This window comes from Rathayibacter sp. AY1A5 (assembly GCF_002930875.1).
Taxonomy (GTDB): domain Bacteria; phylum Actinomycetota; class Actinomycetes; order Actinomycetales; family Microbacteriaceae; genus Rathayibacter.
The window spans coordinates 197,955-204,934 of record NZ_PSTM01000006.1 but is presented as its reverse complement, the minus strand read 5'-3'; the positions used below and the strand labels follow the sequence as shown (position 1 = coordinate 204,934).

The window sequence follows — 6,980 nt, the reverse complement described above, 5'->3', positions numbered from 1 at the left end:
CGCGCGAAGTCCGTCGGGAGTGGATCTCGAGACGCCCTCTGCGAGGTCCACTAGATCAGCATCGTCCTCCGCGGTCGCGCCCCCGGCGCGCCGGGGGGCGGCCGCGGGGGACGGCGCGCCGGGGGCGCGACCGCGGAGGACGATGCTGATCTAGTGGACCTCGCAGAGGGCGTCTCGAGATCCACTCCCGACGGACTTCGCGCGCGATCGAGCGGTCCTCGGGTGCCTGGCGAGTCGGGCGACCACGCCCGGACATGCTGATCGAGCAGCCCTCGGGGAGGGAGTATCGAGATCCACGCCCGACCGATCTCGCGGCTGATCGAGAAGCTCGCAGGCACACACCGAGTCGGGCGACCGCGCACAGACCTGCTGATCGGGCAGCCCTCGGAGAGGGTGTGTCGAGATCCTCCCGGCGAGCGGGTCGGGTACTCCGCGCCGCCCCCGCGTCGAGTCGGCGGCGGCGGGGAGCGGCAGCGGGCTACAGGGTGGGAGAGACGCCCACGAGGCGGCTGGAGAGGGTCCAGAGGTCGTGGGCGAGAGCGCGGTCTCGGGCCTGGGGGTTCAGGGAGCCGTGCGGTGTCAGCTGGTCGAAGTAGGTGCCGCTGGCGGCACCGACGTCGGGCTCGGAGGCGAGGGTGATCAGCGGCACCGCACCCGCCTCGGCGGAGATCCCGAAGGAGCCGACCGAGAGGCTCGTCATCAGCTTCATCATCGTGCTGTCGGCACCGAAGCTCGTCGAGACGACGCCCGGGTGGAACGAGTACGCGTCGACCGACGTCGTCAGCAGGCGCTCCGCCAGCTCGCGGATGAAGAGGATCGTCACCAGCTTCGACGTGCCGTACGCCCGCCAGCCGCCGAGCCACGGACCGCGGCGATTGTCGAGGTCGTCGAGCCTCAGGCGACCGAAGCGGTTCGCGAGGCTCGCCGTGGAGACGACGCGGACGCCGGCCCGCTCCCTCGAGGTCTCGATCATCCGCGGGAGCAGGAGCCGCGTGAGCAGGAACGGCGCGAGATGGTTGCTCTGGATCGTCCGCTCGTGGCCGTCGACCGTCTCGGCGCGGTGGGAGACGAGCCCGCCCGCGTTGTTCGCCAGCACGTCGATCCGCTCGTAGCGCTCGAGGAGGCCGTCGGCCAGGGCGCGGACGTCGTCGAGCCGGTCGAAGTCGGCCAGGAACGCGTCCCCTCCCACGTCGGCGGCGACCGCGCGGGTGCGCTCGGGGTTCCGCCCGACCACGGCCACGCGGGCACCGGCGGACGCCAGCGCTCCCGCCGCGACCCGGCCGATGCCGGAGCTCGCTCCGGTGAGGACGACGACGCGCCCCGTCATGTCAGTGACCACGGAGATATCCGCCCTTCTCGAGACCGGCTTCGATCTCGAATCGATTGCGCAGCGGATCGCGACCCGCCACCGTGTACGCGAACGGGAACCACATCCCGTAGAGCCGCCACTGCTCCTTGTGCACGGCCTCGTGCTCGAGGACGCTGTCGGAGACGTTGGTGCCCGTGAGGTAGCTCGTGCCGACGCAGGACCCTCCGCGGCCGAACGCCCAGGAGGGCAGACCGGTGAAGACGACGAGGCCGTGGCTGCGCCGGATCGGGCCCGTGCTCCACAGCGCGCCCCAGGCGAGTCCGACCGCGCACGCGAAGAGGTAGCCCGGCCGGGTGATCGCCGGATCCAGGGCCACCGTCGCGACGGCTCGACGGAGCGCGCTCACGCGCTGTCGCGTCCGTAGGTCTCGAGCAGCCGCAGCCAGACCTCGCTGATCGTCGGATAGGAGGGGACCGCGTGCCAGAGGCGCGAGAGCGGCACCTCGCCGACGACGGCGATCGTCGCGGAGTGGATCAGCTCTCCGACCTCCTTGCCGACGAAGGTGACGCCGAGGACGACCTTCCGGTCCTCGTCCACGACCATCCGCGCGGTGCCCGTGTAGCCGTCGGCGGCGAGGGCGGCGCCGGCGACCGAGCCGATCTCGTAGTCGACGACGCGGGTGCGGTAGCCGGCCTTCTCGGCGGCCGCGGCGGTCAGGCCGACCGACGCGACCTCGGGGTCGGTGAAGACGACCTGCGGCACGGCCTCGTGGTCCGCGGTCGCGACGTGCGCTCCCCAGGGGGCGTCGTGGACCTCGGCACCGGTGGCGCGAGCGACGATCACGTCGCCTGCCGCACGGGCCTGGTACTTGCCCTGGTGCGTGAGCAGTGCGCGGTGGTTCACGTCGCCCACCCCGTAGAGCCACGGACGCCCACCGCCGAGGGGAGCACCGTCGCCGCCCAGCACGAGCATCGTGTCGTCGACCGTCAGCGAGGAGCCGGGCTCGAGGCCCACCGTCTCGAGGCCGACGTCGCGGGTGTGCGGGGCGCGGCCGGTCGCGGCGAGCACCTGGTCGGCCTCGATGACGTCGCCGCCCTCGAGCGTCACGGCCACGGTGCCGTCGGACCGGCGCTCGACCGAGACGGGCGAGTCGCCGAGGCGCAGGTCGACGCCGAGCTCCTGGAGCGCCGAGCCGACGAGCTCGCCGGCGAAGGGCTCGAACGGCGCGAGGAGTCCGCTGCGGGCGACGAGCGTGACGGAGGAGCCCATGCCGGCGTAGGCGGTCGCCATCTCGGTCGCGACGACTCCGCCGCCGATGACGACGAGGCGCGGCGGCACCTCCTCGGCCGAGGTGGCCTCGCGGCTCGTCCAGGGGGATGCCGCGCGCAGGCCCGGGATGTCGGGGACGACGGCGGTGGTGCCGGTCGCGACGGCGACGGCGGAGCGGGCGCGGAGCACGCGCACCTCGCCGTCGGGTCCGGTCACGGTCACCTCGCGCTCGCCGCTCAGGCGGCCGTGCCCGCGGACGAGCTCGATGCCGGCGCCCTCGAGCCACTGCACCTGGCCGTGGTCGTCGAAGTGGCTGGTGAAGGAGTCGCGGCGGGCCAGGAGCGCGGGCACGTCGACTCCTCCGCTCACCGCCTGCGCCGCGCCGGGGAGATCACGGGCGGCGCGGAGCGCCATCGGCGGCCGCAGCAGCGCCTTCGAGGGCATGCACGCCCAGTAGGAGCACTCGCCCCCGACGAGCTCGCTCTCGACGACGGCCGCGGTGAGGCCGCCCTGGACCGCGCGGTCCGCGAGGTTCTCGCCCACCGGCCCTGCTCCGATGACGATGACGTCGAACTCGTCCGTCGTGCTGCTCATGCTGTCTCCCTGGGGTTCTCGGAGGCGTCGAGCCCCGTCGTGTGTGGGTGCCCGGCGCTCAATGCGCCGGCACGATCTCGGCCCGCCAGCCGTCGTAGCGGCCGCCGTGGCTCTCGACCGCCTCGATCACCTGGCGGAGGAACGCGGTGGTCGACTCCTCGTCGACCGCGGCGTGGTGGCTCGCGACGAGGACCTGCCTCAGCCTCAGCCGCGAGATCGCGATCTGGAAGCCGGAGGCCACGAGGACGCGCCCGGCCCGTCGTGCGGTGCTGCGGCGGGAGAAGACGGCGAAGTGGTCGACCTCGCGCAACTCCCACACCTGGTCGCCGTAGCGGAGCCGGATCTCGAGCTGCTGCGCGGCCCGCTCCTGCTGCGCCTCGAGGGAGGAGCCGCCGGGCGCCGTGACGGTGGTGCTCTCGTCGCTCATCGTCCGGTGAACTCCGCCGTCGTGCGCTGGAGGAAGGCCTCGGTGCCGATGCGCGCATCCTCGGACGCCGCGAGACGCGCGAGCGCCCCGGGGAGCGCGGCCGCGGCCTCGGCGTCGGACGCGGCGACCGCGAGCCGTGCACTGGCCAGGGCGGCCTGCACGGCGAGCGGCGCCTGCGCGGCGATCCGGGCGGCCAGCGCCCAGGCCGCCTCGGCGACCGTCCCGTCGGGGACGACCTGCTGCACGAGGCCGATGCGGTGGGCCTCCTCGGCGTCGAAGAGGTCGCCGGTGAGGATCCAGCGCATCGCGTCGCCCCAGCCGACGGCGCGGGGGAAGCGCAGCGTCGCTCCGCCGAAGGGCAGGATGCCGCGGGCGACCTCGATCTGGCCGAAGCGGGTGGACCGCTCGGCGAGGACGACGTCGCTCGCGAGCGCGAGCTCGATGCCGAGTGTGAGGCAGGTGCCCTGGAGGCCGATGACCACCGGCTTGCTCACGGGGCGGGTGCGCAGGCCCCAGGGGTCGAGACCGCCCTCGGGCACGAAGTCGAGGCCGTCGGAGCCCAGGCGGGGCCCGATGTCGGCGAGGTCGAGCCCGGCCGTGAAGTGCCCGCCCTCGGCGAGGACGACGCCGGCGCGCAGCTCCGGGTCGCGGTCGAGCTCGCCGTACGCGGACGCCAGCTCCGCGAGCAGCCGCAGATCGGCGGCGTTGCGCTTCTCGGGCCGGTCCAGCACGATCGCGAGCACGGTCCCGCGCCGCTCGGTGCGCACGCGCGGTCTCTCGTCGCTCATCGTTCCTCCGCTCGGTCGCGTCCGACCATCTTGCCGGGTGCCGCCGACACGCGCTCGGGCTTGCGCGCCGATGGCAGGGCTCTCTCAGGCCCCGCGGGACAGAGCGCCGAGGAGGCGGAGGATCGTGGGCAGGTCGTCCTCGGCCGCGGTCGGCGACGACGGGGCGAACGAGGTGACGCCGGCGCCCGCGAGCGGGAAGCGGGACCGGAGGGCGTCGAGGCTCGCGACGAGGCGCGACGCGGGCACGCCGAAGGGCACCGGGTCGAACAGCCCGGCGAGATCGGCGGGGTCGAGCACGTCCAGGTCGAGGTGCACGTAGACGGAGGCGGCACCGGTCGCCTCGACCGCCGCGACGAGCGACTCCGGGTCGAGGGCGTCCGCGGTCAGCACCGCGGCCCCCCGCTCGACCAGCGGCTCGAGCTCGCCGTCGTCGGCGGAGCGGACACCGGCGAGGACGACGCGCTCGTCGGCCACCCGCTCCTCGGCGCCCGCGCTCAGGAGGCCGACGCCGCGGCCCAGCGCGGCCGAGAGGACCATGCCGCAGAAGGCGCCGCTGGGGGAGGACTCGGGAGTGTGCGCGTCCGGGTGGGCGTCGAGCCAGACCAGCGCGACCGGGCCCGGTGCCGAGCGCACGGCGTGCCCGATCGCCGCGAACTCGACGCCGCAGTCGCCGCCGATCGTGATCACGGGACCGGTGCGGCCCGAGAGGGCCTCGCGCACCCGCTCGGCGACGGTGGCGACCGAGGCGTAGCGGCGGATGCCGGTGTCCTGAGCGTCGCCCGCCTCGGCGGGGATGTCGAGGGTCGTGGTGGCGGAGGAGGGCAGATCGCCCCGGATCGCCTCGGCTCCGTCGACGAGGCGCATCGCGCGCGTCGACGCCGAGCCCTGCCACTGGGGGACGACGAGGAAGGAGGCCATGTCCCTCACTATGGCACGCGCGCCGCTGCCGGGTGCCTGCGTCCTCAGGCCGCGGGCAGGCCTCCGGGGACGGCCGCGGGGCGGAGCGACGGGGGTGCGCCGTCGAGGTCGACCAGGGCCTCGTCGAGTGCGGAGCGGGCGCGGTCGGCGGCAGCGCGGGCCTCGTCCAGAGCGCCGGCCGGATCGCCTGCCGCACGGCGCACCGCGGTGTCCAGCTGCCCGAGCGTCTCCTCGGCGAGGATCCGGGGTGCCGCGGTGATGCGCTCGCCGTGCACGGCGGCCAGGAGCAGCACCGACTCGGCACCGAGCCGGGCCGCGGTGCGCGCCGCCTCGAACAGCAGGAGCTGGCGCTCGGCCTGGGCGCGCGGCTCGCGGTATCCGGAGACGACGGCGTCCAGAGCGGAGTCGGCGTCGAGCAGCAGGACCAGCAGCGCGGCAGGATCGTGGCGGGCGCCGGCCGACCGGGCGTCGTCGGCGTCGAGGAGGAGCGACCGTGCCGCGGCGCACGCGACGGCCACGTCGGCGGCGGAGGCGAGCTGCGCCGAGGTGCGCAGGTCCGAGAGGGTGGCGGCCCGCTCCAGGTCGTCCCGCACGGAGCGCTCGACGCCGCTCAGCTGCACCTCGGCGCGGGTCACGAGCCCGACCAGCGAGTCGACCGCGTCGAGCAGGGCGTCGGGATCGGGGGAGCCGCCGGCGGCGACGTGCTCGACGGCCTCGCGCAGCGGTCGGACCCGGCGCTCGGGAGTGGTCCCGGCGAGGACGGAGACCTCGGAGCGCGCCTGCTGCACGCGCTCCGGGAGGGACGGGCTCGGCGAGGTCACTCCGTGATCGTACGGCCGGAGTGTGACACCGCGTGACACGGCGGTTCGACCGGCGGCGGCGGCGTGCCCAGGATGGAGTCATGACCCGCTCGCTCGCCATCGTCGAGGTCGCCCGCGTGCGACCGGGCCGCGAGGAGTACCACGCCTACGTGCAGATCCTGAACGGCCGCATCCTCGCCCTCGCGCACGAGCGCGGCTGGCGGGCGGAGCGCTTCGCCGCCGAGGAGCTGGGCACGGAGGAGCTGCTGGCGCGCACGGCTGGGGCGGACGCCCTCGTCCTCGCGGGCGGCGAGGACATCGCTCCCGAGCAGTACGGCGCCGACCGCGGCTACCCGGCCGAGGGCCCCCACGCGGAGCGCGCGGATGCCGCCCAGATCGCGCTGGTGCACCGGGCACTGGCCCGCCGGACCCCGCTGCTGGGCATCTGCCGCGGCCTGCAGATCGTCAACGTCGCGCTCGGCGGCACGCTGGTGCAGGACCTGGGTCCGGAGGCGGAGCACGTCAACGCGGCGGCCCCCGCTCACCAGCGCATGCACCGGCACGAGGTCGGGCTCGCGGCGGGCTCCGTGCTCGGCGGGCTCTTCGGGTCCGAGGCGCTCGCGGTGCAGAGCGCGCACCACCAGGCGGTCGACCTGCTCGCTCCGGGGCTGCGGGTCGTCGCCCGGGCGGAGGACGGCGTGATCGAGGCCGTCGAGCACGTCGCGGCCCCCCTCGTGGGCGTGCAGTGGCACCCCGAGGACCCGGACGCTCCCGCCGGTCAGCTGGCGACGCTGCTCGACGGGCTGGCGCTCGCCGCCGCCCGCGGGGAGTTCGCGCTGCCCCTCGCCGCCTGAGCGGCCGGGGCTCCCCGCGGG

At 75.1% G+C, this 6,980-nt stretch carries 8 protein-coding genes; 1 reads left to right on the top strand and 7 read right to left on the bottom strand.

The features are described 5' to 3' along the window. Positions 1 to 478 precede the first annotated feature (478 nt). From C5B98_RS06290 to C5B98_RS06260, 7 genes are all read right to left on the bottom strand, one after another. A complete protein-coding gene (locus C5B98_RS06290; protein ID WP_244230659.1) occupies positions 479 to 1,339 on the bottom strand; it encodes an SDR family NAD(P)-dependent oxidoreductase in 861 nt (286 codons plus the stop codon). Further along, complete coding sequence (locus tag C5B98_RS06285) at positions 1,329 to 1,715, bottom strand: Fe-S oxidoreductase (RefSeq protein ID WP_104227423.1); 387 nt, start codon at positions 1,713 to 1,715, stop codon at positions 1,329 to 1,331. The genes C5B98_RS06290 and C5B98_RS06285 overlap by 11 nt, the downstream gene beginning before the upstream one ends. Beyond that, positions 1,712 to 3,172, bottom strand: coding sequence for an NAD(P)/FAD-dependent oxidoreductase (locus C5B98_RS06280; RefSeq protein ID WP_104225031.1), 1,461 nt, complete (start codon positions 3,170 to 3,172; stop codon positions 1,712 to 1,714). Before C5B98_RS06280 ends, C5B98_RS06285 begins: the two co-directional genes overlap by 4 nt. Before the next feature lie 58 nt (positions 3,173 to 3,230). Then, positions 3,231 to 3,599: a ribonuclease E inhibitor RraB gene (locus tag C5B98_RS06275; protein WP_104225032.1), complete on the bottom strand. Its 369-nt coding sequence runs from the start codon at positions 3,597 to 3,599 to the stop codon at positions 3,231 to 3,233. Next, complete coding sequence (locus tag C5B98_RS06270; protein ID WP_104256199.1) at positions 3,596 to 4,387, bottom strand: crotonase/enoyl-CoA hydratase family protein; 792 nt, start codon at positions 4,385 to 4,387, stop codon at positions 3,596 to 3,598. Before C5B98_RS06270 ends, C5B98_RS06275 begins: the two co-directional genes overlap by 4 nt. An 84-nt stretch (positions 4,388 to 4,471) precedes the next feature. Next, on the bottom strand, positions 4,472 to 5,305 hold the full coding sequence (locus C5B98_RS06265; RefSeq protein WP_104225034.1) for an arginase family protein: 834 nt from the start codon (positions 5,303 to 5,305) through the stop codon (positions 4,472 to 4,474). 44 nt (positions 5,306 to 5,349) lie between these two features. Further along, entirely contained in the window at positions 5,350 to 6,126 is a 777-nt protein-coding gene (locus tag C5B98_RS06260) for a hypothetical protein (RefSeq protein WP_104225035.1), read from the bottom strand. 80 nt (positions 6,127 to 6,206) lie between these two features. Between C5B98_RS06260 and C5B98_RS06255 the strand changes: the two genes are divergently transcribed. Next, a complete protein-coding gene (locus C5B98_RS06255) occupies positions 6,207 to 6,959 on the top strand; it encodes a gamma-glutamyl-gamma-aminobutyrate hydrolase family protein (protein WP_104225036.1) in 753 nt (250 codons plus the stop codon). The last annotated feature ends 21 nt before the right edge of the window (positions 6,960 to 6,980 follow it).